This is a genomic window from Rhizobium freirei PRF 81 (genome assembly GCF_000359745.1).
GTDB classification, from domain to species: domain Bacteria; phylum Pseudomonadota; class Alphaproteobacteria; order Rhizobiales; family Rhizobiaceae; genus Rhizobium; species Rhizobium freirei.
The window spans coordinates 518,792-542,705 of sequence record NZ_AQHN01000089.1; the positions used below are offsets into that span (position 1 = coordinate 518,792).

Consider the following 23,914-nt stretch of genomic DNA (forward strand, 5'->3'; position numbering starts at 1 on the left):
GGGAAGCAGGTCCGTTCTCAAAGATGTCGAGCTCCTCCCCCTTGTTGCGAACGTCCCTGAAACCAATTCCAAGGCCGCCACTTGCCGAACCGATCGGCAGCCTTTCCCCGAAGGATTGGCCGCCATTCCGGTTAGCTCAGCGCCGCCAGCGGCGGCCCTCTGTTGCAAGACCAAAGCTTGCCGGCTTGCGGGCATAGCTGGCAAGGCCCGACAGGGCGGCCAGCGGATGCGTCACCACATGCGTCGGAATGGTCTTCATCATTTCGGTATGCGGCGCCTTGTCTTCGAAGGCGTCGCGGAATTCCGGCTTCTGCAGCGCCGGCAGGATCTTCTGCGAGATGCCGCCGGAGAGATAGACGCCGCCGCGCGCCATGAAGATCAGGGCGATGTCGCCGGCGACGCGGCCGAGATAGGTGACGAAGAGCGTCAGCGTCTCCTCGGCCTGCTTGTCGGTGCCGGCAAGCGCGTGGGTGGTGATGTCGGCCGGCTCTTTGAGGCTCGGCTCGATACCGTCGGCCTTGCAGATGGCGTGATAGAGGTTCTGCAGACCACGGCCGCAAATGACCTGTTCGGCCGAGATCCGGCCCTCGATGGTTTCGAGATGCGGCCAGATCTGCAGGTCGCGCTCGCTGCGCGGTCCAAGATCGATATGGCCGCCTTCGCCCGGCACAGGTATCCACTGATGCTGGGTATGGATCAGGCCGGCTACGCCAAGCCCGGTGCCTGGCCCGAGCACGGCGCGCGAAGCGGTCTCGTTTTCCGAGGTCTCGCCGATGCTTTCGCGATGGTCGTCGGCAACCTCGGCGATCGCCAGCGCCTGTGCTTCGAAGTCGTTGATGATAAGCACGTCCTCGATACCGAGATTGGCGATCATCGTCTTCGGGCGGATCACCCAGTCGCAATTGGTGAGCGGAATCTCGTCGCCCTGCACGGGGCCTGCCATGGCAAGGATCGCCGAGCGCGGCTGCAGCTTGCTCTTTTCGAGCGTCAGCTTGATCGCGTCGTCGATCGTCTCGAAATTCGCCGTCTGCACGACGGGAAAATGCACCTGCTCTGAATTCGCGTCGGCAAGGATCGAGAAGCGGGCGTTGGTGCCGCCGATATCGCCGATCAGGATGGGAAAAGGCTGAGGGGCATCGCTGTGATTGAGCTCGGGCATGGCCAGGTCCGTGATCTGCCGCCGGCAAGGCGGATTAATGGTTCAGTGTTTTGATCAGCCGCTCGGCAGTGGATTCGTTGAGCGCCATCGGAATGTCGTAGAGAACGGCAAGCCGCGTCAACGCCTTCACGTCGACATCGTGCGGCATGGGGGTGAGCGGATCGATGAAGAAGATGAGCATGTCGATTTCGCCGGTGGCGATGAGTGCGCCGATCTGCTGGTCGCCGCCGAGCGGCCCGCTTTTCAATCGGGTGACTTTGAGATCGGGGCAGGCATCGAGCACGCGGCCGCCGGTGGTGCCGGTCGCGACTACATGCCAATCGGCAAGTGCCGCCTGATTGCGCCGGGCAAATTCCGCCATCGCGTCCTTTTTCTGATCATGCGCGATCAGCGCGATGCATTTGCTGCCGGCCATGAAATTCCTGCTCCAACCAGTGCTTTCAATCGATTTATTCGCCTTCTATACCAAGGACGTGTCTTTTGAAAGACTACCCCCGGCGGGGATAGTCCTGACCTCACTGCTGCGGGATTTGCCCGGGCGGCGTATTGCCGGAGACGGGCATCGCGTCGGTTTCCGCCGTCGCATCGGCAGTCTTGGCGCCGAAGGTGGCGGCGCGGGCGGAAGCAACCGGCGGTGCCGCCAGCACGGCCTGGCAGGCCTTCGGCAAATCGGAGACCATGACCTCGCGCGGCTTTTGGGGCGGTTTCGTGCTGGGCTTCGGCTTGGCCCACGGCTCAGGCCCAAACCACCAGGCGAGCGTCTTGTCGCAGCCATCGCCGGCGGTGACCGGTGCCTGCCCCGTGCAGCCGGCCGAACCGGCAGGGCAGCGGATGCGGATATGGAAATGCGAGTCATGCCCATATTCCGGCCGCAGCTTGCCGAGATTGGTGCGGTCGCCCGTCCAAGCCTCGCACATCCTCTTCTTGATCGCCGGATTGACGAAGATACGTTCGACCTCGGGGTAGCTGGCCGCCCGCATCAGCAGGCGGGCATGCGCCGGCGTCCACACCTTATCGTTGATCGTCAGGAACTTGTCCTTGGCCAGCATCGTCGTGAAGGGCAGGGCCTCACGCTCTTCAGCCGTCATCTTGTGTCGGGGCATCGGCGTCAGCCAAACGTCGGCGTCGAGGCCGATCTGATGCGACGCATGGCCGTTGGCCATCGGGCCGCCGCGCGGCTGCGAGATGTCGCCGACGAGCAGGCCCGGCCAGCCGTCGTTCTTCGCCGCATCGCGCGACAGGCGTTCCAGCAGGCCGATCATCTCGGGCCTTCCCCAGCGGCGATTGCGCGACAGGCGCATCGCCTGCCATGTCGGGCCGTCGGCGGGCAGCGCAACCGCGCCGGCAAGGCAACCCTTGGCATAAAAGCCCAGCGATTGCGGCGATCCCTGCGTCGGCAGCGTTACCGCCCCGAAGACCGCCTTGGCGCTCCCGGGTGAAGGTGCGGCCTGCTGTGCCAGCGTATCGCCGGCGACAAGACCCATCCCGATCACCGTCGCGAGAGAGAATTTGCCGATTGTTCGAAGGGAGCGAACCAGAAGTGAAGCCATGCATATCCTTGAAAGGCGGTCGGCATCAGCCGAAGTGATTTGCGGCGAGACTATCCTGAAAAAAGATGGAAGTTAATCCGCAGCAATCTCTAGAGGCCGACAAGCGAACTCCTTTTCCTCGATCGATCGTGGCTCCGGGCGGATCAGTTGGCCAGAATTTCCGCCGTCTTGCGGATGCGCGACAGGCGCGGCAGCACCTTGGTGCAGGCGAAATCCTGCATTTCCTGCGAAAAGGTGGCGACGGCATCTTCCGCGACGATCACGGCATAATTTGCCGCGTAGGCATCGCGCACCGTCGATTCCACGCCGAAATTGGTGGCGACGCCGGTCAGGATCAGCGTCTTGATGCCGCGGCGGCGCAGCTGCAGATCGAGTTCGGTGCCGTAAAAGGCGCTCCACTGGCGTTTGACGATAGCGACATCCGGCGTCAGCGCCGCCATCTCGGCCGGAGCCTCCAGTGCGGCAGCCGGCAAACCTCCGGGGGGAAGCGTGAAGGTTTCGTCGGTCGGCTGATTGACAGCGTCGGCATAGTCTGAGGAAAATCCGACCGTTACGAAAACGGTCGTCCCGCCATCGGCCTTCAGTCTATTTGCGATGGCGACCGTATTGGCGATGATCTGCTGGGCAGGGTAGGGCGCGAGCGGCCGGCTGAGAACGAGGCCTTGCAGGTCGATGGAAACGAGGGCAGTGGTCTTGGGATCGTAGAGTGGCATCTGGGGCTCCAAAAATATGAGGGTATCCTCACAATGGAAAATATGAGGACAACCTCACAAAAATCAAGTGAAGAATTGAAGACGCGTACGCCGAAGCGGCAGCGCGGCCATGATCGCGTCGTCATCCTCTTGGAAGCGGCGGCGAGGGTGTTCGCGCGGAAAGGCTACGATGCGGCAACGATGACCGAGATTGCGGTCGAGGCTCATTCTTCCATCGGCTCGCTCTACCAGTTCTTTCCGACCAAGCCTTTGCTCGCCGAAGCGCTGCATATCGATCGCCTGGAGCGGCTGAAGGCCGGGCTGCGGGACATGGCGGAGCGGAGCGCCGACCTTTCCGCTGCCGATAGCGGTGAAGCGATCTTCGATGCTCTCGGTATCTTCATCGAGGAATATCCGGAATTTGCGGTGCTTGCCGGACGCCGCGATATTCCCAAGGAACGCAAGGCGCGCTCGCGTGCGGAGCTGAAGGAGCTGATCGCCAACGTCCTGCGGCAGGCGCAGCCGCCGATATCGGATGATATCGGATTGATGTCGGGCATCGTGCTCGAGCTCCTGCGCATCACCGTCGTTGTCAGCAGCGAACCGGACGCTGCCGAGGACCGCCGCGTCGTGGGCGAATTGCGGCTGATGCTGCGCAAGCGACTGGAAGAGGCCGCGGCAGCAGGCTGATTTCCGAAATCGTTCTCCGACGTCTTTCCGGAGAGGCGAGCTATTGCGTCCTGCTTTTTGCCCTCATTTGCCTTATGCTGATTCTCCAGAAATCATCGGGAGATCATGAATGGCGTTGTCGCGGTTGAAAGCAGGCTTGGTCGCTTCTCTTATTTGCCTGCTGGCAATGCCGGTATCCTCGAAAGCCGAGGAGCCGCAATTCCGCATCGGCACGGCCATTCTCGGCGATCTCAAATACCAGCCCGGCTTCAAGCATTTCGATTACGTCAATCCCGACGCGCCGAAGGGCGGCGAAGTGAAACTGTCGAGCAACGGCACCTTCGATACCCTCAATCCGGTGCTCTACAAGGGCAATCCCGCCGAAGGGACAGCGCTGATCTTTGACACGCTGCTGAAGAAGGCCGATGACGAGACCAATTCCTCCTATGGTCTGCTTGCCGAGGGCGTTTCCTACCCGGATGACGTTTCGAGCGCCGTCTTCCGGCTACGTGCCGAGGCGAAGTGGGCAGACGGAACGCCCGTAACGCCCGAGGATGTCATCTTCAGCTTCGAGAAAACCAAAGAGCTCAATCCGCTGGCGACAAGCTACTACGCCCATGTCGTGAAGGCCGAAAAGACCGGCGATCGCGACGTCACGTTCCATTTCGATGAAAAGGGCAATCGCGAGCTGCCTTCGATCCTTGGCCAGCTTACCGTCCTGCCGAAACACTGGTGGGAAGCGAACGGGCCTGACGGCAAGCCGCGCGATATCTCGCGCACGACGCTCGAGCCGCTCATGGGGTCCGGTCCTTACAAGATCAGCTCCGTCCAGCCGGGTGCTTCGATCCGCTACGAGCTGCGCGACGATTATTGGGGCAAGAACCTGCCTGTCAATGTCGGCCAGAACAATTTCGGCGCGATGAACTATGTCTATTTTTCCGACAACGACGTTGCCTTTGAGGCGTTTCGTAGCGGCGCTATCGATTACTGGCAGGATAATTCGACGAGCCATTGGGTAACGGCTTATGATTTTCCGGCCGCCAAGGATGGTCGCATCAAGCGCGAGGAACTTCCCAACTCGTTGCGCTCGGTCGGCATCATGCAGGCGCTCGTCCCCAATATGCGACGCGAACGGTTCAAGGACCAGCGCGTCCGCGAGGCGTTGAGCTACGTCTATGATTTCGAGGAGCTGAACCGGACCCTTTCCTTCGGGAAGTTGACGCGTGTCGACAGCTTCTTCTTCGGCACCAAATTCGCCTCTTCCGGCCTGCCACAGGGCCAGGAGCTCGACGTTCTGAACAGCATCAAGGACAAGGTGCCGGCCGGGGTCTTCACCACCCCCTTTGCCAATCCCGTCGGCGGCGACCCGCAGAAGGCGCGCGACAATTTCCGCAAGGCGATCGCCCTGTTCAAGGACGCGGGCTGGGTCCTCAAGGGCAACAAGATGGTGAATGCGCAGACCGGCCAGCCGTTTACGGTGGAGCTTCTGCTCGGCAGCGCCTCGCAGGAAAGGTCGGTGCTGCCCTACATCCAGAACCTGAAGCGCATCGGTATCGACGCCAGCATCCGAACGGTCGATACGTCGCAATACATCAACCGCATTCGCAGCTTTGACTACGACATGATCTGGGTCGTCTGGGGAGAGACGCTCAATCCCGGCAACGAGCAGGCCGACTATTGGGGCTCCACTTCCGCCGATCGCCAGGGATCCCGCAACTATGCCGGCATAGCAGATCCCGGCATCGACTCCCTCATCGAGAAGGTGATCTTCGCGAAAGACGTGGCGGAGAAGGAGGCGACGGTCAAGGCGCTCGACCGCGTGCTGCTCGCCCACCACTATGTGCTCCCGATGTTCTATGGGACGACGACCAGGATTGCCTATTGGGACAAGTTCGAACATCTGTCCGAACTGCCCTATTATTCCATCGGCTTTCCCGAGGTCTGGTGGTCGAAAAGCGCCGGAAAGTGAGCCTCTCTTGCAATAAGCGGCCTGGTGCCTCCAAATGCTCAAGGCTGATTCGGATAGTTTCAAGCTGATATGACTGCGCCGGTCTGCATCCGGCGGAAGGGAATGTGATTTGATCGACAGACGGATTGAGGCGAAGCGGAATATGCCGCTCTTCGAGGGAGCGGCGGACTGATGGGCGCCTACATCCTGCGACGTCTCCTGCTGATGATCCCGACCATCGTCGGCATCATGGCTATTTCCTTCACCATCGTGCAGTTTGCGCCGGGCGGTCCGGTCGAGCAGGTCATCGCGCAGCTGACCGGGCAGGGCGACAATGCCAGCAACCGCCTGTCGGGCGGCACCGACATGGCGGCACAGCAGGCTTTCAACGACAGCAACTCGAAATATCGCGGCGCACAGGGGCTCGATCCCGAGCTGATCGCTAAGCTCGACAAGCAGTTCGGCTTCGACAAGCCGCCGCTCGAGCGCTTCGGCCGGATGATGTGGAACTATATCCGCTTCGATTTCGGCGAGAGCTTCTTCCGCAACACGACGGTCATCGACCTGATCGGTCAGAAGCTGCCCGTGTCGATTTCGCTTGGCGTCTGGATCCTGCTCTTTTCCTACACGATCTCCATTCCGCTCGGCATCCGCAAGGCGGTGCAGGACGGATCGACCTTCGACGTCTGGACGTCCGGCATCATCATCATCGGCTATGCCGTCCCGAGCTTCCTGTTCGGCATCATGCTGATCGTGCTGTTTGCCGGCGGCTCCTTCTTTGACTGGTTCCCGCTGCGCGGCCTCGTCTCGGATAATTTCGCCGATCTCAGTTGGTGGCGGAAGATCCTCGATTATCTCTGGCATCTGGTGCTGCCGCTGATTTCGCTGTCGCTCGCAGCCTTCGCCACCACGACGCTGCTCACCAAGAATTCCTTCATCGAAGAGATCAAGAAGCAATATGTCATCACCGCCCGCGCCAAGGGTCTTTCCGAACGGCGCGTGCTTTATGGCCATGTCTTCCGTAACGCTATGCTCATCGTCATCGCCGGCTTTCCCGGCGCTTTCATTCACGCCTTCTTCACCGGCTCGCTTTTGATCGAGAACATCTTCTCGCTCGATGGCCTTGGCCGCCTGAGCTATCTCTCCGTCGTCCAGCGCGACTATCCGGTTGTCTTTGCGACGCTGTTCATCTTCTCGCTGCTTGGCCTCGTCGTCAGCCTCATTTCCGACCTGATCTACACCTGGATCGATCCGCGCATCGACTTCGAGCGGAGGGACGTGTGATGGACGCAGCCAGCCATCCGGCTTCCCAGCCGGTCGTAAAGCCGCCGCGCAAGGGCCTGTTCTCGCCGACCAATGTGCGTCGCTGGGAGAATTTCAAGGCAAATCGCCGGGGATTTTGGTCTCTCTGGATCTTCCTTGTCCTGTTCGTCCTTAGCCTCGGCGCCGAGTTCATCGTCAACGACCGGCCCATCCTCATGTCCTACAAGGGCGAGATCCTGGCGCCGATCTTCGTCGACTACCCGGAAGAGAAGTTCGGCGGCTTCCTGGCGCAGACGGATTATCGCGCCCAGGATATCCAGGACGAGATCAATGCCAATGGCTGGATGATCTGGCCGCCGATCCACTATTCCTATCAGACCGCCAATTCCAACCTGCCTACGGGAATGTCGGCACCGACTCCGCCCTTCTGGGCGGTGAGCAAGGAAAAGCGCTGCACAGGCTATGCGGCCGGCACCACCGACCCGAATTGCAACTGGAGCAATTTCAACTGGCTCGGCACCGATGACCAGGCGCGCGACGTGCTCGCCCGCCTGATCTACGGCTTCCGCATCTCGGTGCTGTTCGGCTTGGCGCTCACCATCTGCTCGGCCGTGGTCGGCGTCTGCGCCGGCGCGATACAGGGCTATTTCGGCGGATGGACGGATCTTCTGATGCAGCGTTTCATCGAAATCTGGTCGTCCATGCCGGTGCTCTACATCCTGCTGATCATCGCCTCGGTCCTGCCGCCCGGCTTCTTCATCCTGCTCGGCATATTGCTCTTGTTTTCCTGGGTAGGCCTTGTCGGCGTCGTGCGCGCCGAATTCCTGCGGGCGCGCAATTTCGAATATGTGCGCGCTGCCCGCGCGCTCGGCGTCAACAACCGCACAATCATGTACCGTCACCTGCTGCCGAATGCGATGGTCGCGACCTTGACCTTCGTTCCCTTCATTCTGTCGGGCTCGATCTCTACGCTGACCTCGCTGGATTTCTTAGGCTTCGGCATGCCGCCCGGCTCGCCGTCGCTGGGGGAAATGATCGCCCAGGGCAAATCCAACCTGCAGGCTCCCTGGCTGGGGCTTTCGGCCTTCTTCACCATGTCGATCATGCTGTCGCTGCTGATTTTCATCGGTGAGGCCGTGCGCGATGCCTTCGATCCGAGGAAGACGTTCCAATGAGCGAAAACGCCACTCCGCTTTTGTCCGTCCGCAATCTGTCGGTCGCCTTTCATCAGGGCGGGCAGACCTCGATCGCCGTCGACGGTGTTTCCTTTGATATCCATAGGGGCGAGGTCGTGGCGCTGGTCGGGGAATCCGGCTCCGGCAAGTCGGTCTCGGCCAATTCGATCCTGAAGCTTTTGCCCTATCCGGCCGCGAGCCACCCTTCCGGCGAAATCCTGTTCAAGGGCAAGGATATGTTGAAGGCATCGGATAGCGAGCTGCGCGCCGTGCGCGGCAACGACATTACGATGATCTTCCAGGAGCCGATGACCTCGCTCAATCCGCTCCACTCGATCGAGCGGCAGATCAGCGAAATCCTCGCGCTGCATCAGGGCATGGTGGGCGAGGCTGCCCGCAACCGAACGCTGGAGCTGCTGAACCAGGTCGGCATCCGCGAACCGGAAAAGCGCCTCAAGGCCTATCCGCATGAACTGTCCGGCGGCCAGCGCCAGCGCGTGATGATCGCCATGGCGCTTGCCAACCGCCCCGAGCTCCTGATCGCCGACGAGCCGACGACGGCGCTCGACGTGACCGTGCAGGCCCAGATCCTCGAACTCCTGCGCGAGCTCAAGGGTGCGCACGGCATGTCGATGCTGTTCATCACCCATGACCTCGGCATTGTCCGCAAATTCGCCGACCGCGTCTGCGTGATGACCAAGGGCCGCATCGTCGAGACGGGCACGGTGGAAGACGTCTTCACCCGGCCGCAGCATGACTATACCCGCCATCTGCTGGCCGCCGAGCCGCGCGGCGAGCCGCCGACCAGCGATAACGGCAAGCCCGTCGTCATGGAAGGCAGCGATATTCGCGTCTGGTTCCCGATCAAGGCCGGCTTCATGCGCAAGGTCGTCGATCACGTAAAGGCCGTCGACGGCATCGATTTGAAACTGAGAGCGGGCCAGACGCTCGGCGTTGTCGGCGAATCCGGCTCGGGCAAGACGACGCTTGGGCTGGCGCTCGCCCGGCTCATTTCCTCCCGGGGGCGCATCAGCTTCGTCGGCAAGGATATAGCCGGCTATTCGTTCCGCGAGATGCGGCCGCTCCGCAACCAGCTGCAGGTGGTCTTCCAGGACCCCTACGGGTCGCTCAGCCCGCGCATGTCGGTCGGCGAGATCATTGCCGAGGGGCTCAAGGTGCATGAGCGCTCGCTTTCGGCCGATGAGCGCGACAAGCGCGTCTGCTGGGCGCTGGAGGAGGTCGGCCTCGATCCCTCCACTCGTTGGCGCTTCCCGCACGAATTCTCCGGCGGCCAGCGTCAGCGCATCGCCATTGCCCGCGCCATGGTGCTGAAGCCGCGTTTCGTCATGCTCGACGAGCCGACCTCGGCGCTCGACATGAGCGTGCAGGCGCAGGTTGTGGATTTGCTGCGCGATCTGCAGAAGAAGCACGATCTCGCCTATCTCTTCATCAGCCACGACCTGAAGGTGGTCAAGGCGCTTGCCAACGAGCTGATCGTCATGCGCTTCGGCAAGGTGGTGGAGCAGGGTGCCTCGGCCGATATTTTCCGTGCGCCGCAGGAAGATTACACCAAGGCGCTTCTTGCCGCCGCATTCAACATCGAAGCGGTGCCAACCGCCGCCATCAAACAGTAAAGACTTCAGCCATGCCGGCCAAAAAACCCATTCTCGTCGACCTCAAATTCGATCCCGCGACCGTTGCCAAGGCGCTCGAGACGGCTTTTGCCGATCGCGGCAGCATCAATCTCGCCGATCCCGCCAGCAAGGGCCTGGATCTGAGGCATGTCGACTATGCGCTGCTGTGGAAGCCGGATGCCGATCTTTTCGAGCGCGCGCCGAACTTGAAGGTGATTTTTTCGGGCGGCGCCGGCGTCGATTCCATGATGTCGATTGCTGGCCTGCCCGACATTCCGATGGTCCGTTTCGTCGATCGCAGCCTGACCACGCGCATGAGCGAATGGATCGTCATGCAATGCCTGATGCACCTGCGCGACGTGCGGGGGCATATGCGCAATCAGCGCCAACACGTCTGGGCGCCGCAACATGGCCCCGAGGCGGCGGATGTTACCATCGGCGTCATGGGCCTCGGCGTTCTTGGCTGCGATGCCGCCGCTAAATTGAAGGTCATGGGCTTCAACGTTATCGGCTGGTCCCGCAGCAGGAAAGAGATCGGCGGCTTGGAAACCTTCGACGCCGGCGAGCTCGACGCGTTTCTGGCGCGCACGGATATCCTCGTCGGCCTCTTGCCGCTGACGCCGGAAACGGCGGGAATTTACAACACCTCGCTCTTTTCCAGGCTCCGCGGCAACGGAGCTCTCGGCAAACCGGTCTTCATCAATGCCGGTCGCGGCAAGAGCCAGGTGCAGGCCGACATCGCCGCGGCGATCGAGACAGGCATTCTCGGCGGTGCTTCGCTGGATGTCTTCGCGGTCGAACCCTTGCCGGCAGACGATCCGCTCTGGGACCTCGACAATGTGATCATCACGCCGCATGATTCCGCCGTATCCGAAGAAAAGGCGCTGATGCGCCATGTCGAGGAACAGATCGCCCGCTTCGAACGCGGCGAACCGCTACAGCATCTGGTAGATCGCAGCCGGGGTTACTAAGTCTGTATGGACGCAGGGATCGGGGCTCTTTGCCTAGGCTGTTGCCAGCGATCTCGGGCCGATTTACCCTGGTATCAATTTTCTTTCAGCGACTGGACTTTCGCTCAACATTTTTTGATAACAGAGCGCTACATATGTGTGCCGGCATGCCCGCTGGCGAGAAATGAGACGTCGGCAGGGCAGGAGACGGGGCAGGAACGACATGACCAAGACGGATATCGCCACCCGCGTCTATAACCACACCTGGAAGCTCGATCCGATCGTCCGCAGTCTGATCGATACGGATTTCTATAAGCTTCTGATGCTCCAGATGATCTGGAAGCTCTATCCCGACGTTAACGCCACCTTCTCGCTCATCAATCGCACCAAGAGCGTCCGCCTTGCCGAAGTGATCGACGAAAAGGAATTGCGCGAGCAGCTCGATCATGCCCGCACGCTCCGGCTCTCCAAGAAGGAGATGATCTGGCTTGCGGGTAACAGCTTCTACGGCCGCGCCCAGATCTTCGAACCGGAATTCCTGGCATGGCTGTCGAATTTCCAGCTGCCGGAATACGAGCTTTCGAAGCGCGACGGCCAGTATATCCTCGACTTCCACGGCTCGTGGAAGGAAACGACGATGTGGGAGATTCCCGCGCTTGCCATCATCAACGAGCTGCGCTCACGCACGGCGCTGAAGGCGCTCGGCCCCTTCACGCTCGATGTGCTTTATGCGCGCGCCAAGGCGAAGATGTGGGAAAAGGTGGAGAGGCTGAGAGAGCTGCCCGGCCTGCGCATTTCCGATTTCGGCACGCGGCGGCGCCACAGCTTCCTCTGGCAGCGCTGGTGCGTCGAGGCGCTGAAGGAAGGCGTGCCCCATGCCTTCACCGGCACGAGCAACGTCCTGCTTGCCATGGACTCCGATCTCGAAGCCGTCGGCACCAATGCGCATGAGTTGCCGATGGTCGCAGCAGCACTAGCCCGAAACGACGAAGAGCTGGACAAGGCGCCCTACAAGGTGTTGCGCGATTGGAATCGTCTCTATGGCGGCAATCTGCTCGTGGTGCTGCCCGACGCCTTCGGCACGGCCTCCTTTCTGCGCCATGCGCCGGAATGGGTCGCCGACTGGACCGGCTTCCGCCCCGACAGCGCCCCGCCCATCGAGGGCGGCGAGAAGATCATCGACTGGTGGAAGAAGATGGGCCGCGATCCGCGCCAGAAGCTGCTGATCTTCTCCGACGGCCTCGATGTCGATGCGATCATCGACACCTATAAGCATTTCGACGGCCGCGTGCGCATGAGCTTCGGCTGGGGCACCAACCTGACCAATGATTTCGCCGGCTGTGCGCCGACCGAACTCAAGGGTCTCAACCCCATCTCCATCGTCTGCAAGGTCATCGAGGCCAACGGCCGTCCGGCTGTGAAGCTTTCCGACAATCCGCAGAAGGCGACTGGGGAACCGGCGGAAGTCGAACGCTATCTGAAGTTCTTTGGTGCGGAAGATCGCGTCGATCAGGAAGTTCTGGTGTAGCGCCTTCAAGCGACTGCGCAAGATGCCTTAGAGCAATTCCAGGAAAAGTGCGTAGCGGTTTTCCGTCCGGAATGCGTAAAGAAACAAGAAGATAGAGCGTTTTCGCGATTCGAAGAAAAGCGGAAAGGCTCTAGTGGCGGCTGATGGTTTCCAACCTCGCCACCCGCTTGAACAGCGTCCACTTGCCATTTTCCCAGCGATATTGATCCGGCGAAATAACGTAGGGCACGTCGCTCAGATCGGCGCTGATCAGCTCCAGAAGCTGCAGGCCCTCAATATCGTTTTCATGGGTGAAGAAGACCTTGTCGCGGGACAGGAACGCCGCGATGGGTGCGGCACCGCCGGATTGCTCCTGCACCTGTGCCCAGAAATTCGGCAGGAAGGCGACGCTGGATTCGAACTGGCCGTCCACTTCGACATATTGGAACCGGCTGCGTTTGGCGATGTGCAGACCGGTCTTGGTGAGAAACGTCTGCAGGTTGCCCTGCGCCAGTTCCGCCAGCTCCTTTGCATCCATGCCCCAGTCTTCGAGTGCTGTGGACATGATATAGCTGACGCTGGTCTCGCCATTGACCACGAAGAGCTTGATAAGGCCCTCGGCTTCGTCGAGATAGACGAATTGCGGCGGATCGGGTTCGTCCTTGACGGCGTGGATCATCTGTTGCCGCGCCACGTCGACGAAATCGCGCGCTTTCAGGACCGGCAGGACCTTGGCGAGTTCTTCGCCGCCATTCATGGCTTCCGTCATGTTGAGATAGTTGAGCAACGCCTGCGCACGCGCCGGACCATGCTTCTCGCGCAATGCCAGCAGCGCGTTGCGGAGGAACTTCGTCATCGCATCGCCGTTGCGGCTGTGCAGCGTCAGGCTGCCGGCCCTGGCATCATAATCGATTTTGACGAGGTCGCCGAAAAACGGCAGCCGTTCCTGCAGATAGGTGGCAAAGCGCGCTTCATCCTGCAGGGCTTCGTCCGGAATGTTCAGATCAAGCGTCTTGATGGGGGGAGCGACCGGTGGCTCGGGCGTCGGGAGCCTCTGCTCAGCTTGCTTGCCTTTACCGAAGAGCTTCTTCAGGAAATTGAACACGCGCGTCCCCAAGCATCGAACGGTACTACTGCAGAACCTAGCGCGGCAGCTGCCTGTCGGCAATGCCGAGGTAAGCAGGGAAAGGCGAAGCGGCAAGTGTCTGCTTGCCCGCGGGAAAAAGGCGTATAGTCTGCCCAAAAGCGGACCGGTCGGTCCGGCTGAGGGAAGGGCGGCGCATGAAGAATGTCGGGAGTGCCAGGCGGTCGATCGGGGCGCTGCTTTTCTGTCTTTTCGCATTGACCGCGCCCCTCTCGGCCTTCGCCCAGAGCACCGCTGCCGCGCAACCCGCCGCACCGACGCCCGACAAGGTTCGCGAACTCATTCAGCTGATGAACGAGCCGGATGTGCGGCAATGGCTGGCATCTCAGTTGGGCAATCAGCCCGCGGCATCAACCAATCCGGCCCCGGCCGGCGGCGACCAGATGTCCGTGCTGTCAGGCCTGCTTGGCCATACACGGCGCCACTTCGAAATCGTGTCCGCAGCGGCGATGACGCTGCCCGATCAGGTCATGACAGCATCCGAAAGGCTTGAGGGTGAAGGCAAGGCGGTCGGTCTCCTGCGGATCATCATCCAGATCATCATTCTCTTTTTCCTGGGACAGGTGGCGGAATTTGTCGTTGCCCGCGTCATCAATTCCAAGCGTATGCGGCGCGAAGAAAGGGCTGCCGACACCGAGACCGAGCTGCAGGCGGCGCGCTCCCAGTTTTTAGGCGGCGTCGTGCCTGCCATCATCCATGGCCTGGTGACCCTCATTCCGCTCCTCGCCTTCGACTGGCCGCCGGCCATCGAAAGCTTCGCCATTGCCTGTGTCATTGCGCTGGTCTCCATCCGGCTGGCGATCTCCATCGGCAAACTGGTGATGGAGCTGATCGCCATGCGGCGGGCGAACGATATTCTGGACGAAGATGGCGGCACGGCGCGCATTGCAGAGCGGCGGCGCGTGGCAAGATACTGGTATCGGCGCTGCACTCTGTTTGCCATCTATTTTGCCTGCGGTTGGGCAATCATGCAGGCCGTCACCTCGCTCGGCTTTTCCGCCGGAGCGCTCGATCTCATTGGCTATACGCTCGGTATCGGCCTCTTTCTGATTGCCGCGACTGCCGTCTGGTCGAGACCTGTTGCGCCGGAAAATCGCGGTGCGAGGACGGTTTCCTGGCTGTTGACGATTTTCTTCGTGGCGCTCTGGTGCCTGTGGGTGGCGGGTTTCGACGGCCTTCTGTGGCTTGGCATCTATGCGATATTGCTGCCGCGTATTCTCTCGGTCGCGACGCAGGCGATCGAGGCGCTGCATGACGCGGCCGATGGCATCTTCGGCGCCGGCAAGCTGGCGGCCGTGCTTCTCGACCGCGGCTTGAGGGCGCTGATCATTACTTTCGCGGCACTCTGGCTCGGAAAGATGCTTGGCGTCGAGGCGCATGCGATGATGAGCGGCAGTGAATCGGTAATCGGCAAAATTGCGCGCGGCATTCTCGGCGGCATCGTCATCCTGCTTGTCGCCGATCTCGTCTGGCAGCTGGCAAAAACCTACATAGACGGCAAGGTGATGCAATCGCTCCCCGCCGTCGGCGATTCCGAAGAGATGAGGGCGAGCCGCGCCCGCCTGCAGACGCTGCTGCCGATCTTCCGCAACATTCTCGCCGTCGTCATCGGCATCATCGCCATCATGATGGTGCTGTCCGGTCTCGGCGTTCAGATTGGGCCACTGATCGCCGGCGCCGGCGTCGTCGGCGTTGCCGTCGGTTTCGGCGCCCAGACGATCGTCAAGGACGTGATCAGCGGCGTATTCTACCTTTGGGACGACGCCTTCCGCATCGGCGAATATATCGAAAGCGGCCGCTACAAGGGCGTGGTGGAATCCTTCAGCCTGCGCTCGGTGAAGCTGCGCCACCAGCGTGGTCCGCTGGCGACCATCCCCTTCGGCTCGCTTGGCGCGGTCAACAACATGAACCGCGATTGGGCCATCGACAAGATCATCGTCAAGGTCACTTACGATACCGATCTGGTGAAGCTGAAGAAGATCATCAAGGACATCGGCCAGCGTCTGCTCGAAGATGAAGACCTGAAGCCCAACATCATCCAGACGCTGAAGATGAAGGGCGTCGAACAGTTCGGCGATTTCGCCATCGAGATCAGGCTGGCGATCACCGCCAAGCCCAACGAACTCTCCGTCATCCGCCGCAGCGCGCTGGCTCTGATCAAGCAGGCCTTCGACGAGAACGGTATCCAGTTCGCGGTCCCGACCGTGCAGGTGGCAAGCGATAAGGATGCCGCCGCCGCTGCGGCCCGGCAGCTTGTCCAGATGCGTGCGGCCGACGTGGAAGGCGAACAGCAGGCCGGCTAGATGCTCGTTCGAGACCCGCTCATCTTTGCTGACGAGCGGCGGAGCCGATGGCGTCCTTCATCTCGGTGGAGCGGTGCTACCGCGCACCACCAGAGTGACCTCGATCATCTCGCGCTCCGTTGGCACGGCATCCTCGAGAACTGCTTTGACCGCACGTCGCGCGATCTCGGCAAAAGGTTGCGCCATCGTCGTCAGGCCTGGCTCCACCATGCCGCCTTCCGGCACCCCATCGAACCCGATAACGGAGACGTCTTGCGGAACCGAAAGGCCGCGTGCCCTTAGCCAGTTGATCGCCAGCAAGGCGATGTTGTCGGACATGGCGAGGATTGCCGTCGGTGGCTCGGGTACGGAAAATAGCAATTCGAGCCCGGCTTCGACGCTCGGCTTGTCGTTGATCGTCTCATAGATCGGTACGTCCTCGCGCCGAATCCCGAACGCTTCCAGCGCTTGCCAGTAACCGAGCGCACGATCGCGCGAGGTGGAATAGATCGCCCGCTCGATCTCGGCAATGCCGACCGGCCCGACATGGTCGTCCGAGAGTTCGGTCGCAAGCACGCCAAAACGCCTGTGGCCCAGCTCCGCCAGATGCCGGGCTGCGATGGCAGCGCCTCCCAGATTGTCGACGCTGATAGACGCGATCGACGGATCGTCGTCGTTCAAGGCCAGGGCCACGAAGGGCAACTGCCGCTCGCGCGTCAGCTGAACCAGCTTTTCGCCGCCTTCGACACAGAGCAGGATGAAGCCATCCACCAGCGCACTCTTGATGTTCCAATCCAGCTTCTGCCGGTCCTTGGCCGAGACCAGCGCAAGGCCTGTGCCGCTGGCATCGCAGACCTGGGAAACGGCGGCCAGAAGCGCCCGGGCCCAGGGATCATCGAAGAAATAAGCGAGCGGCTCCACGGCCGCGACGCCGATGGCATTGACCTTTCCGGCCCGCAGCAAGCGCCCCGTCAGGCTGGGGCCGGCATAGCCGAGCCGCTTGGCCGTTTCGAGAACGTGTTCGCGCACCTCCTCGCGCACCACATCGGGCCGGCTGAAAACATTGGAGGCGGTTCCCTGCGATACGCCCGCCGCCTTGGCGACATCCGCGAGCCTGATCGTGCCCTTGGCCAATTGAAATTCTCCATGTGTTTCCGGGGCATCCTAGCAATGAAGTTGTATCGGTTCAATTCCACTTGACGGCAGGTTCTTGAAGCGTAGGATTGAACCGATTCAAGAAAGCAATGCAAATTGGAATTGAATCGATTCAAAACTGAGAGCGAGCCGATGCTGACCAACCATCTCTTCAAGGATCTCTACTATGATCGCTGGGGCGATCCTGCCAACCCGAACGCCGTCGATCCGCCAACACCTGAAGACAAGGGTGGCGCTGGCAGGCAAGGCATTCTCGCCCGATTGGCGGGACTTTTCTGCCGCCGTCGAAATCGCCCGTCGGCCTGGTCTTTCACGATTCCGAGCAAGATGCCCGACACGGAGAACGAAGCCGACATGCGGAGCCGCGCCGGGCTTGAAGATCCTAAGTTCCTTGCTATCGCCAAGGTCCTGTCGCGGAATTGCTAGAGCAACCCCATGATGCGCTCCAATGCCCTGCGCCGGTCTTAGAAATTTTCCTTGTAGGGCCGCAGATCGAGTTCCTGCGTCCAGGCGGAAGGATGCTGGCGATGGATGTGCCAATAGCTTTCGGCAATGGCGTCGATATTGAGCAGGCCGTCCGTATCCATATCGGGACGCCACAGGCGCAACCGCTCGCCATCGATGCCGCCGTCGATGACGGTGTGGGCGACATGCAGGCCGAGCGGCCCGAATTCCCGCGCCATGCTCTGGCTGATCATACGCAGCCCGGCCTTGGCGGCGGCGAATTGCGCATAGCCCGCCTTGCCGCGCAGGCTGGCGGAGGCGCCGGTGAAGATGACAGTACCGCGGCCGAGCGGTGCCAGATGACGCGCCGCCTCGCGGCCGACCAGGAAACCGCCGAAGCAGCAGATGCGCCAGAACTCCTCGAACTGGGCTGAAGTCAGATCGCGAAAGCCGACCGGACGGTTGATGCCGGCATTGAAGACGACGAAATCGGGCGCGGCGATGTCATCCCGAGCGATGAAGGCATGTTCGAACAGCCGAACGACGGCGGCTTCGTCCGTTGCGTCCGTTTCGATCGCCTCGGCGCTGCCGCCGGATGCCTTGATGCTCGCGGCGACCTTGTCGATCTTCGCCAGCGTCCGTCCGGCGATGAAGACATGATAGCCCTTGGTCGCGAGAAGCCGGCAGAGCGCAGCCCCTAGCCCTTGTTCCGCTCCCACTCCGACGATGACGGCGCTTGGTATGCTCATTCTGCTGCCTCCATGGTGTCATCAAGTGACGGATAATCGGTGTACCCCTCGGCGCCGCCGCCGTAGAAGGTCGGGCGATGATAGGGGTTGAGCGGAGCGCCGCGCCGGATGCGCTCCGGCAGATCGGGATTGGCGATGAACAGCCGGCCGAAGGCGATCGCATCGGCATGGCCGGCGGCAAGCGCTGCTTCGGCGGTGTCGGGCCGGAAGTTGCCGGCCACGATCAGCTTGCCCGACCATGCCGGCCTGAACAGTTCGGCAGCCGAGGGCACATTCTTGTGGTCGACCTCGGCCTGGCCCGCACCGCTGGCGCGCGGCTCGATCAGGTGCAGATAGGCGAGATGCAGCCGGTTCAGTTCGCGAATGACATGGCCGTAGAGGCGCAGGGGATCGTCCTCGCCGCTGTCATTGGCGATGCCGAAGGGCGAGAGGCGAATGCCGACGCGATCCGAACCCCAGACCTTGGAAACGGCCTCGATCACTTCGAGCAGCAGCCGTGTGCGGTTCTCGATCGAGCCGCCATATTGGTCGGTGCGCTGGTTCGTCCGTGCTTGCAGGAACTGCTCGATCAGGTAGCCGTTCGCGCCGTGGATCTCGATGCCGTCGAAGCCGGCTTGCTTGGCGTTGGCGGCTGCCTGCGCGTAGATGTCGATGAGCAGCGGTATCAGATCGATATCGATCGCCTGCGGCGTCTCGAAAGGTGCGCGTTCGAAGGAAGCTGTAACAGCCTGTCCCTTGGCGGCGATTGCGGAAGGAGCGATGGGGGCTGCACCATCGGGCTGATGCGAGGAATGGGAAATGCGGCCGACATGCCAGAGTTGCAGGAAGATCTTGCCGCCCTTGCCATGAACCGCTTCCGTCACCGTCTGCCAGCCGGCAATCTGCTCGGGCGTGTGGATGCCTGGTGTTGCCGGCATGCCTTGCCCGACGAGAGAAACCGGCGATCCCTCGGAAATGATGAGCCCGCCTTTGGTCGCGCGTTGCCCGTAATATTCGGCATTCAGCGCCGAGGGGACATTGCCCGGCTGGCTTGCCCGCATGCGCGTCAGCGGCGCCATGATGACGCGATGAGCCAGCTCATAGGGGCCGATAGCAAGCGGCGAAAATAAATTGACTGTCATGAAATTCTCCTGCCTGGAGCCAAAATTGCTCCCCGGGGCGGAAGGGCCTGTCAGTGGCGATTCGGTCTCGGGAGTTGGAATAAATGACGATCATCATTTATTCCAACAATCGGACGTGCGCAACTGAATCTCGTGTCAAGCTCGCAATCCGAGCGAGGAACGCGAGTAGAGCGGCATTGAATTGTGCCGGCCGTTGCAGGGGCGCGAAGTGGCTGACGCCGGGCAGAAGGATCATTTCCGCGCCGGGAATATGCTGCGCGAGATAATCGGCGTGCTCGCGCTTGATGAACTCGTCATGTTCGCTGTGCACGATCGCGACCGGCACATGGATGTCGGCGAGATCGGCGATGGTGTAATTCGGTTCCGTTCGCTGCATCAGGCCAACCGCTTCCACGAAGGCGTCGAAGTCATCTGGCGTGGCCGAAAGGGCCGCATAATCCTTCACGTGCCGGGAAAAGCAGCGTTCGATGATCGGTGTCGCCACGAATTCCTTCGTGCCGCTGGGGTCCATGTTGCAGGCGAAGAAGAACACCCCGGAAATCCGCTCCGGGTGGGTACGCCCGAGGATCATGCCGACGCAGGCGCCATCGCTCCATCCGGCAATGGCTGCTTTCCCGATCTTCAGACTGTCCATGACGTCCAAAACGTCGGAGGCCATGAGCTCATAGGTGTAAGGCCGCCTGTCGCGCGTGCTGCGGCCGTGACCGCGGCTGTCGACGACGATGACGCGATGGCCGGCTTCGACCAGTGCCTGCACTTGATGGCCCCAGTTGCCACTGTTGCCGAGGCCGCCGTGAAGGAGGATCACCGGAGTGCCGCTGCCGTAGGATGCATACCAGATGCGGGCGGTGTCATGATCGACATGACCTTGCGTCTTCGTATCCGGCAGGGGTGCAGCCCCCTCCGCCTCGAAGCGAACGAGATCGTCGTCCCGAAATTCCATATTGACCTCCCAACAGGCTGCCTCCTCCAGGCCGCAATGCGCGCGAACCTATTCGATCCGCCATGGCTTTTCCAATGTAGGTCGCAGTTTAGTCGCTGCCAGTTGCTCGAAAAGATCGCGGGCCGATTGCGGTAGATCTTCCAGCGAACGGGCGCAGACCGAAAGCCTGCGCGTCCCCCAGCTGTCGGCAAGCCGCAATGGATCCAAGGCTACCTTTGAACGTCGTCTGACGTACATCTACATACTGTGGAGTTTTCCTCGGACACCGGAGCGATTGATCGATGGAAAAAGAGCAGCACGATACGAAAGATCATCACTCCCTGGTGGATGCGCTGCTCGTCGTCGATGTCCAGAGCGCCTTCGTGCAAGGGCCGCAAGCCGTGTCCGGTCATGGCACGCCGCTATCGATGATCTCCATTCTGCTGGCTGAGGCCCGCAGCGCCGGCGCACCGGTGATATTCCTGCAGAACGATGGCCCGCCTGGCGCCGTGGATGCGCCGTTTCAGACCGGATGGGAGCTGCACTTTCCGCCTCGCCCCGGTGAGAGGGTAATCAGGAAAGCAGAGGATGATGGGTTCGAAGGCACCGACCTCGACGACGTTCTTAAGGGCTCGGGCGTGCGCGATCTCGCCATCTGCGGCGTGCTTTCGGACATGTGCGTCGCCGCGACGGCGCGAGCAGCGCTGAAGTGCCGCTATGGCGTGCTGCTGCCGCATGATGCGCACGCCGCCTATGACGTCCCTGCCGGGCCGGGCTCGGAGAGCGTTCCGGCGGCAATGGCAGCCAGAGCCGCGGAATGGTCGCTTGGCGATGAGGTGCGCATCTGCGCCTCGGCGCACGATGTTCGTTTCAAGGCGCGCATCTAGCTCGGCGGCTTCTCTCTTCCGGACGCCTCTTGATTGCCGTTGCGAATCGTAATAATTGAAGTTACATGAAAAGAGACAGCCGCCTTTCTTCCGTTCTTCACGCTCTTCTCCACATGGCCGAGCAGGATGGTCCCGTCACATCCGAAACCCTGGCGCAGTGCATGAACACCAATCCGGTCGTCGTGCGCCGCACCATGGGGCTTCTGCGTGAGGTCGGCATCGTCAGCTCCGCCAAGGGACATACGGGCGGCTGGACGATTGCCGCCGATCTCGGCGCGGTAACCCTGCGCCAGTTGCACGAGGCACTCGGCGAACCTGCGGTCTTTGCCATCGGCAATCGCAACGAAACGCCCGAATGCCTCGTCGAACAAGCGGTCAATTCCGTGCTCGACGACGCCTTTGCCGAGGCCGAGGCGCTGCTGCTCAAGCGTTTTGAAACCGTCACGCTTGCCGATCTCGCCGTCGACTTCGCGCGGCGCCATGCGGAGTGGCGCGAAAGAAGGACCATATCATGAGCTACGACGTCATCGTCATCGGGGGCAGCTACGCCGGAATGGCAGCCGCCCTCCAGCTAATCCGTGCTCGCCGAAAGGTGCTGGTCATCGATGCCGGCAAGCGCCGCAATCGCTTTGCTGAAGAGTCCCACGGCTTTCTCGGCCAGGATGGCGTCGATCCCGCGGAGATTGCCGGCAAGGCGCGTGGGCAGCTTCTGGCCTATCCGACATTGACCTGGGTCGAGGGCAATGCCGAGCGAGCCGAGGGCGAGAAGGATGCCTTTGTCGTGACGACTGCCGACAGCGCTCGCCATCATGGCCGCCGGCTTCTCTTTGCGACCGGCGTATCCGATACGCTGCCTGCCATCGAGGGTCTTGGCGAACGTTGGGGCAGAAACGTGTTCCACTGCCCCTATTGCCACGGCTACGAGCTCGATCAGGGCCGTATCGGCTGCATCGCCACGGGTCCGATGTCGCTGCATCAGGCGCAACTGCTGCCGGAATGGGGCGAGGTGACGCTGTTTCTGAACGGTGCATTCGTCCCGGATGAGGCGCAGCGCGCCGATCTCGCCGCTCGTGGCGTGACGATCGAGGAAACCCCGGTCGCGAGGTTGGAAGGCAAGGCGGACGTGCGCCTGGCCGATGATCGCCTGCTGCCGTTCGCCGGGCTCTTTACCGCCTCGCAGGTTGCGCCGGCGAGCCAGATTGCCGAACATCTCGGCTGCAGCATCGAGGCCACGCCTTTCGGAACGCAGATCCAGACGGATGCCACGAAGGAAAGCACCGTTCCCGGCGCCTTTGCCTGCGGCGATGCCGCCCGTGTTCCGCATTCGGTGTCGTTGGCGGTGGGCGATGGTGCCTGGGCGGGCGCACAACTGCATCGGTCGCTGGTGTTTTGACGGTTTGCCGAAGTGCATGGGATGATCCGAACTCGGTCGGATGCTTTTACCCGCTGATTGCGAGGATCCCAAGCATCGAGGCGAGTGTGATCCGCATAGCGTGAGTCAGCAGCCATGGACCAGGTCTGGGCGGAATCTCATTTAGAGAAACCAGCTTTACCGATAATGGTGTGTTGATCGGCAAGAACCGGGCGGTGGTGAGAACCAAAATGGCCGCAACGCACGCTGTCGCTCCGATCCTTGTTGTCCTTGCCCCGCTCTTGCTCCGGCCGAGCCACGGCGAGCGAGGTCGAACCAAAGGCCTGGGATCTTGCCGATGTGCGCTATGCCACGCAGATGCCGGGAACTGCGACCTTCTGGAACAGGTGCGGGGAAGCAACGGCCGAGGACGGATAATGTGAAATTTTTGCCCTGAATTCCGGATGTGTAAATGCGGCGCGGAAATCCGCCATTGTCTCCCATACGGCATAGTTGAAATAGGTCGGGCTTTCGCCAATCGCTCGGTGAAGCTGCGTCGAGATGAAGCCCGGCTGCTGCTTCATGAACGCGGCGTCGTCGCGCCATGCGTTGAGGAAGATCTCCTCGTCTGCCTTGTCGAGGGTAAAGATATTCACGAGAACGACCGGAGCAGCATCGAGGCCGATCTGCTGCTCTATCGGGAAGTTTGGGTCCAGCGGACGCATATGAGACATGGTGCACTCCATTCAATATGGTGGTATGATGTCATGTTGGAATGGTGTATAGTTAATAAATTGACATCATAATGTCAATTAAATTGCATGGTGACAAATGAATTACACTGAACAAACCCCGCTCGGGAGCGCCTTGACCGGCATGATTCTTGAACTGTTCAAACTGCATAGCCGGGTGCTCGCATCCGGCGACAAGCTGGTGGCCCCGCTCGGTTTGACGAGTGCGCGTTGGCAAATTCTGGGTGCGATCATTGCGGCCGGCAGACCGCAACCGGTCGCATGGCTGGCGCGCGACATGGGCGCCAACCGCCAGAACATCCAGCGCATCGTCAACGATTTGGAAAAAGAAGGCCTTGTTGCTTTCGAGAGCAATCCACATCACCGGCGGGCGCAGCTGATCGTGTTGACGGATAAGGGAAAGCAAACCTTCGACGCGGCCATGCGGCTGCAGGCGCCATGGGTCAACGAACTATCGGAAGGGCTTCGGATCCAGGATATCGAAACCATGCGCGAGGTTATGCTGGCTCTGCGTGGCAAACTGGAAAGAAACACAGACATTGCTGAAGAAAGCTGACCAT

23 protein-coding genes are annotated in these 23,914 nt (G+C 61.2%); 13 read left to right on the forward strand and 10 right to left on the reverse strand.

Annotation, left to right across the window (positions count from 1 at the left end; genetic code table 11):
* Positions 1-136: 136 nt before the first annotated feature.
* From RHSP_RS30180 to RHSP_RS30195, 4 genes are all read right to left on the reverse strand, one after another.
* Positions 137-1,159, reverse strand: a complete 1,023-nt coding sequence (locus tag RHSP_RS30180) for a glucokinase (RefSeq protein WP_037155368.1) — start codon at positions 1,157-1,159, stop codon at positions 137-139.
* A 34-nt stretch (positions 1,160-1,193) separates the two neighbouring features.
* Positions 1,194-1,574 carry a methylglyoxal synthase gene (locus tag RHSP_RS30185; RefSeq protein WP_004128006.1) on the reverse strand — a complete coding sequence of 127 codons (381 nt, stop codon included), beginning with the start codon at positions 1,572-1,574 and terminating at the stop codon, positions 1,194-1,196.
* A gap of 100 nt (positions 1,575-1,674) precedes the next feature.
* Positions 1,675-2,709 carry a penicillin-insensitive murein endopeptidase gene (gene mepA, locus RHSP_RS30190; RefSeq protein ID WP_004128017.1) on the reverse strand — a complete coding sequence of 345 codons (1,035 nt, stop codon included), beginning with the start codon at positions 2,707-2,709 and terminating at the stop codon, positions 1,675-1,677.
* 143 nt (positions 2,710-2,852) lie between these two features.
* A complete protein-coding gene (locus tag RHSP_RS30195) occupies positions 2,853-3,422 on the reverse strand; it encodes an isochorismatase family protein (protein ID WP_004128021.1) in 570 nt (189 codons plus the stop codon).
* A gap of 33 nt (positions 3,423-3,455) precedes the next feature.
* Between RHSP_RS30195 and RHSP_RS30200 the strand changes: the two genes are divergently transcribed.
* The 7 genes from RHSP_RS30200 (at position 3,456) to pncB (ending at position 12,568) form a co-directional block, all read left to right on the forward strand.
* Positions 3,456-4,091 carry a TetR/AcrR family transcriptional regulator gene (locus RHSP_RS30200; protein ID WP_004128024.1) on the forward strand — a complete coding sequence of 212 codons (636 nt, stop codon included), beginning with the start codon at positions 3,456-3,458 and terminating at the stop codon, positions 4,089-4,091.
* Positions 4,092-4,200: 109 nt separating this feature from the next.
* Entirely contained in the window at positions 4,201-6,039 is a 1,839-nt protein-coding gene (locus RHSP_RS30205; protein ID WP_004128027.1) for an extracellular solute-binding protein, read from the forward strand.
* Between the two features lie 171 nt (positions 6,040-6,210).
* A complete protein-coding gene (locus RHSP_RS30210; protein ID WP_004128030.1) occupies positions 6,211-7,302 on the forward strand; it encodes a microcin C ABC transporter permease YejB in 1,092 nt (363 codons plus the stop codon).
* Positions 7,302-8,456 (forward strand): ABC transporter permease, encoded by a 1,155-nt coding sequence (locus RHSP_RS30215; protein ID WP_004128033.1) that lies wholly within the window; start codon positions 7,302-7,304, stop codon positions 8,454-8,456. The genes RHSP_RS30210 and RHSP_RS30215 overlap by 1 nt, the downstream gene beginning before the upstream one ends.
* Positions 8,453-10,090 carry an ABC transporter ATP-binding protein gene (locus tag RHSP_RS30220; RefSeq protein WP_004128036.1) on the forward strand — a complete coding sequence of 546 codons (1,638 nt, stop codon included), beginning with the start codon at positions 8,453-8,455 and terminating at the stop codon, positions 10,088-10,090. Before RHSP_RS30215 ends, RHSP_RS30220 begins: the two co-directional genes overlap by 4 nt.
* Before the next feature lie 11 nt (positions 10,091-10,101).
* Positions 10,102-11,061 (forward strand): 2-hydroxyacid dehydrogenase, encoded by a 960-nt coding sequence (locus RHSP_RS30225; RefSeq protein WP_004128041.1) that lies wholly within the window; start codon positions 10,102-10,104, stop codon positions 11,059-11,061.
* A 202-nt stretch (positions 11,062-11,263) separates the two neighbouring features.
* Positions 11,264-12,568: a nicotinate phosphoribosyltransferase gene (gene pncB / locus RHSP_RS30230; RefSeq protein WP_037155374.1), complete on the forward strand. Its 1,305-nt coding sequence runs from the start codon at positions 11,264-11,266 to the stop codon at positions 12,566-12,568.
* A 130-nt stretch (positions 12,569-12,698) separates the two neighbouring features.
* Here the strand turns inward: pncB and RHSP_RS30235 are convergent, their stop codons facing one another.
* On the reverse strand, positions 12,699-13,652 hold the full coding sequence (locus RHSP_RS30235) for a DUF1444 domain-containing protein (protein ID WP_037155377.1): 954 nt from the start codon (positions 13,650-13,652) through the stop codon (positions 12,699-12,701).
* 176 nt (positions 13,653-13,828) lie between these two features.
* On the opposite strand from RHSP_RS30235, the gene RHSP_RS30240 reads away from it, so the two are divergent.
* On the forward strand, positions 13,829-15,994 hold the full coding sequence (locus RHSP_RS30240) for a mechanosensitive ion channel family protein (protein WP_037155380.1): 2,166 nt from the start codon (positions 13,829-13,831) through the stop codon (positions 15,992-15,994).
* Positions 15,995-16,051: 57 nt separating this feature from the next.
* Here the strand turns inward: RHSP_RS30240 and RHSP_RS30245 are convergent, their stop codons facing one another.
* Positions 16,052-17,107, reverse strand: a complete 1,056-nt coding sequence (locus RHSP_RS30245; RefSeq protein WP_004128057.1) for a LacI family DNA-binding transcriptional regulator — start codon at positions 17,105-17,107, stop codon at positions 16,052-16,054.
* A gap of 153 nt (positions 17,108-17,260) precedes the next feature.
* On the opposite strand from RHSP_RS30245, the gene RHSP_RS30250 reads away from it, so the two are divergent.
* Positions 17,261-17,554 (forward strand): hypothetical protein, encoded by a 294-nt coding sequence (locus RHSP_RS30250; protein WP_037155383.1) that lies wholly within the window; start codon positions 17,261-17,263, stop codon positions 17,552-17,554.
* Positions 17,555-17,592: 38 nt separating this feature from the next.
* Here the strand turns inward: RHSP_RS30250 and RHSP_RS30255 are convergent, their stop codons facing one another.
* The 3 genes from RHSP_RS30255 to RHSP_RS30265 form a co-directional block, all read right to left on the reverse strand.
* Positions 17,593-18,321: an SDR family NAD(P)-dependent oxidoreductase gene (locus RHSP_RS30255; RefSeq protein ID WP_004128064.1), complete on the reverse strand. Its 729-nt coding sequence runs from the start codon at positions 18,319-18,321 to the stop codon at positions 17,593-17,595.
* Positions 18,318-19,442, reverse strand: a complete 1,125-nt coding sequence (locus tag RHSP_RS30260; protein WP_004128068.1) for an alkene reductase — start codon at positions 19,440-19,442, stop codon at positions 18,318-18,320. The genes RHSP_RS30255 and RHSP_RS30260 overlap by 4 nt, the downstream gene beginning before the upstream one ends.
* Positions 19,443-19,539: 97 nt before the next feature.
* Entirely contained in the window at positions 19,540-20,385 is an 846-nt protein-coding gene (locus tag RHSP_RS30265; protein ID WP_004128072.1) for an alpha/beta fold hydrolase, read from the reverse strand.
* A 281-nt stretch (positions 20,386-20,666) separates the two neighbouring features.
* Between RHSP_RS30265 and RHSP_RS30270 the strand changes: the two genes are divergently transcribed.
* The 3 genes from RHSP_RS30270 (at position 20,667) to RHSP_RS30280 (ending at position 22,644) form a co-directional block, all read left to right on the forward strand.
* Positions 20,667-21,251, forward strand: coding sequence for an isochorismatase family protein (locus RHSP_RS30270; RefSeq protein WP_004128074.1), 585 nt, complete (start codon positions 20,667-20,669; stop codon positions 21,249-21,251).
* Between the two features lie 65 nt (positions 21,252-21,316).
* Positions 21,317-21,766 carry an RrF2 family transcriptional regulator gene (locus RHSP_RS30275; protein ID WP_037155386.1) on the forward strand — a complete coding sequence of 150 codons (450 nt, stop codon included), beginning with the start codon at positions 21,317-21,319 and terminating at the stop codon, positions 21,764-21,766.
* Positions 21,763-22,644, forward strand: coding sequence for an NAD(P)/FAD-dependent oxidoreductase (locus RHSP_RS30280; protein ID WP_004128080.1), 882 nt, complete (start codon positions 21,763-21,765; stop codon positions 22,642-22,644). The genes RHSP_RS30275 and RHSP_RS30280 overlap by 4 nt, the downstream gene beginning before the upstream one ends.
* A gap of 323 nt (positions 22,645-22,967) precedes the next feature.
* Here the strand turns inward: RHSP_RS30280 and RHSP_RS30285 are convergent, their stop codons facing one another.
* Positions 22,968-23,336 (reverse strand): antibiotic biosynthesis monooxygenase family protein, encoded by a 369-nt coding sequence (locus tag RHSP_RS30285; protein WP_004128083.1) that lies wholly within the window; start codon positions 23,334-23,336, stop codon positions 22,968-22,970.
* Between the two features lie 97 nt (positions 23,337-23,433).
* Between RHSP_RS30285 and RHSP_RS30290 the strand changes: the two genes are divergently transcribed.
* Entirely contained in the window at positions 23,434-23,910 is a 477-nt protein-coding gene (locus tag RHSP_RS30290) for a MarR family winged helix-turn-helix transcriptional regulator (protein ID WP_004128086.1), read from the forward strand.
* Positions 23,911-23,914 lie beyond the last annotated feature (4 nt).

Coding starts and splice junctions, on each gene's coding strand:
- RHSP_RS30225 (WP_004128041.1), top strand. CDS start 10,102: ATGCCGGCCAAAAAACCCATTCTCGTCGACCTCAAATTCGATCCCGCG.
- RHSP_RS30185 (WP_004128006.1), bottom strand. CDS start 1,574: ATGGCCGGCAGCAAATGCATCGCGCTGATCGCGCATGATCAGAAAAAG.
- mepA (WP_004128017.1), bottom strand. CDS start 2,709: ATGGCTTCACTTCTGGTTCGCTCCCTTCGAACAATCGGCAAATTCTCT.
- RHSP_RS30265 (WP_004128072.1), bottom strand. CDS start 20,385: ATGGAATTTCGGGACGACGATCTCGTTCGCTTCGAGGCGGAGGGGGCT.
- RHSP_RS30215 (WP_004128033.1), top strand. CDS start 7,302: ATGGACGCAGCCAGCCATCCGGCTTCCCAGCCGGTCGTAAAGCCGCCG.
- RHSP_RS30220 (WP_004128036.1), top strand. CDS start 8,453: ATGAGCGAAAACGCCACTCCGCTTTTGTCCGTCCGCAATCTGTCGGTC.
- RHSP_RS30240 (WP_037155380.1), top strand. CDS start 13,829: ATGAAGAATGTCGGGAGTGCCAGGCGGTCGATCGGGGCGCTGCTTTTC.
- RHSP_RS30255 (WP_004128064.1), bottom strand. CDS start 18,321: ATGAGCATACCAAGCGCCGTCATCGTCGGAGTGGGAGCGGAACAAGGG.
- RHSP_RS30260 (WP_004128068.1), bottom strand. CDS start 19,442: ATGACAGTCAATTTATTTTCGCCGCTTGCTATCGGCCCCTATGAGCTG.
- RHSP_RS30290 (WP_004128086.1), top strand. CDS start 23,434: ATGAATTACACTGAACAAACCCCGCTCGGGAGCGCCTTGACCGGCATG.
- RHSP_RS30275 (WP_037155386.1), top strand. CDS start 21,317: ATGAAAAGAGACAGCCGCCTTTCTTCCGTTCTTCACGCTCTTCTCCAC.
- RHSP_RS30210 (WP_004128030.1), top strand. CDS start 6,211: ATGGGCGCCTACATCCTGCGACGTCTCCTGCTGATGATCCCGACCATC.
- RHSP_RS30280 (WP_004128080.1), top strand. CDS start 21,763: ATGAGCTACGACGTCATCGTCATCGGGGGCAGCTACGCCGGAATGGCA.
- RHSP_RS30195 (WP_004128021.1), bottom strand. CDS start 3,422: ATGCCACTCTACGATCCCAAGACCACTGCCCTCGTTTCCATCGACCTG.
- RHSP_RS30200 (WP_004128024.1), top strand. CDS start 3,456: ATGGAAAATATGAGGACAACCTCACAAAAATCAAGTGAAGAATTGAAG.
- RHSP_RS30285 (WP_004128083.1), bottom strand. CDS start 23,336: ATGTCTCATATGCGTCCGCTGGACCCAAACTTCCCGATAGAGCAGCAG.
- RHSP_RS30205 (WP_004128027.1), top strand. CDS start 4,201: ATGGCGTTGTCGCGGTTGAAAGCAGGCTTGGTCGCTTCTCTTATTTGC.
- RHSP_RS30270 (WP_004128074.1), top strand. CDS start 20,667: ATGGAAAAAGAGCAGCACGATACGAAAGATCATCACTCCCTGGTGGAT.
- RHSP_RS30250 (WP_037155383.1), top strand. CDS start 17,261: ATGCTGACCAACCATCTCTTCAAGGATCTCTACTATGATCGCTGGGGC.
- pncB (WP_037155374.1), top strand. CDS start 11,264: ATGACCAAGACGGATATCGCCACCCGCGTCTATAACCACACCTGGAAG.
- RHSP_RS30180 (WP_037155368.1), bottom strand. CDS start 1,159: ATGCCCGAGCTCAATCACAGCGATGCCCCTCAGCCTTTTCCCATCCTG.